The organism is Vibrio sp. 2134-1 (assembly GCF_033339495.1).
Window position 1 is genome coordinate 1 of record NZ_JAWOUS010000097.1, and the last position, 1228, is coordinate 1228.

The window sequence follows — 1228 nt, forward strand, 5'->3', positions numbered from 1 at the left end:
CAACTAAAAGAACTCAGCGCGATTACTCCCTCGCTTTTAAACTCACTGTAGTTGATGAGGTTGAAAAAGGAAGCCTCACTTACAAACAAGCCCAAGAGAAGTATGGCATCCAAGGTTGCTCTACGGTTTTGGTTTGGCTTCGTAAGCATGGTCGACTAGATTGGTCTAAAGGGACACCTAACTTTATGTCCAAAGGAGACTCTATGGCCGAGTTCAATTCACCTCCTACACCAGAGCAACGTATTAAAGAGCTTGAGAAGCAGCTCGAAGATGCTCAACTCAAAGCCGACTTCTTTGAAGCTGTCGTGAACGTTATGGAACGTGACTATGGTGTTAGAGTGACAAAAAAGCACAAAGAAGCGTTGTCCAAGAGAAAACCATAGTAGGTTTGAGCGTTACGAAGTTTTGTCAGTTAGTACAAATCTCTCGCCAAGCTTATTATAAGCAATGTCAAACTCAATCTCGTTGTGAACATCATGAGCATGCTGTCATTGGCTTTGTCCGTGAAGTCAGGCTGAAGCAGCCACGCATTGGCACGCGTAAACTGAAGTTCTTAGCAGCAACAAAGGGCATTCAAATAGGTCGCGATAAGCTCTTTGAACTTCTCAGAAAGCATCGGCTGTTAGTGAGAGCAAGACGAGCCTATCACCGAACGACTGACAGCCGTCATCGATTTTTCTGTCACCCAAACAAAGTGAAAGATGGGCTGACACCAACGAAGCCAGAACAACTGTGGGTTGCTGATATTACTTACTTGCCAACTCAAAATGGAGAGAGTTATCTCAGCTTGGTTACAGACGCTTATTCAAGGAAGATTGTTGGTTTTTATGTGGATGACAACATGAAAACTCAATCAGTTAAGCGGGCATTTATCTCAGCTCTCAGGCAACGGCAGAGTGAAGAAAAGCTAATACACCACTCAGATAGAGGCTCACAATACTGTTCGAAGGAATATCAAGATATCCATAAGAAACATAGAGTGACTTGCTCAATGACTGACGGGTATGACTGTTATCAGAATGCTTTAGCTGAGCGTGTAAATGGGATACTCAAAATGGAGCTCTTGCTGAAGAAACCGAAAGATCTGAAAGAAGCAAGGACGATGGTAGCAGAGTCCGTAGATATCTATAATCAAATGAGGCCTCATACGGCTTTAAAATACAAAACGCCCGATGAAGTACATCGAGCGTTTTAGTTAAAAAGTGTCAACCCATATCAGGACGGGTCA

General features: G+C 43.3%; 1 protein-coding gene. It reads left to right on the forward strand.

The window, feature by feature from the left end; translation table 11 throughout:
- Positions 1-1195 (forward strand): IS3 family transposase gene (locus R7R78_RS24110; protein WP_225474373.1). Its coding sequence is split into 2 segments (ribosomal slippage), with 1196 coding nucleotides annotated over them: positions 1-357 and positions 357-1195; the frame shifts between segments, so codons are not numbered across the junction. This gene is flagged as partial in the annotation.
- Between the last annotated feature and the right edge of the window lie 33 nt (positions 1196-1228).